This is a genomic window from Vibrio sp. 10N.286.48.F5, from assembly GCF_041469785.1.
In the GTDB taxonomy this organism is placed as follows: domain Bacteria; phylum Pseudomonadota; class Gammaproteobacteria; order Enterobacterales; family Vibrionaceae; genus Vibrio; species Vibrio crassostreae_C.
This window is the reverse complement of the sequence record NZ_JBFRLG010000054.1, coordinates 1,591-1,914: the sequence shown is the minus strand read 5'-3', so window position 1 is coordinate 1,914 and position 324 is coordinate 1,591. Positions and strand designations below refer to the sequence as shown.

The 324-nt window shown below is 46.0% G+C and carries 1 protein-coding gene; it reads left to right on the top strand.

Going from position 1 to position 324, the window contains the following annotated elements; all coding sequences use genetic code 11:
- A partial coding sequence (locus AB4185_RS21415) for a VCBS domain-containing protein (protein ID WP_372135908.1) occupies positions 1-324 on the top strand: 324 nt, incomplete at both ends.

The following is a 324-nucleotide window of genomic DNA, read 5'->3' as shown; positions in this document are numbered from 1 at the left end:
ATATGCCATCGATGGTCAACTTCAGGCAGGGAAAATCCCCGCAGGTATCACCTTAGATACTGATGGTCATACATTAATTGTTGATGCCACTGATCCCGCATTTAACCATTTGGCCAATGGTCAGTCGCAACAAATCGCTATCACCTATCAAGTAGAAGATGGCCATGGTGGAAGTACGCAACAAACCGCCACGCTTACCATTGCCGGGACAGATGATAAAGCCACACTGGTTTCTAATGTCATTCAGCTCACTGAAACACAAGCGCTGGATAGTGAATTTAAATCCTATAGAGGCCAGCTTCAGCTGATTGACCCTGATAGTGG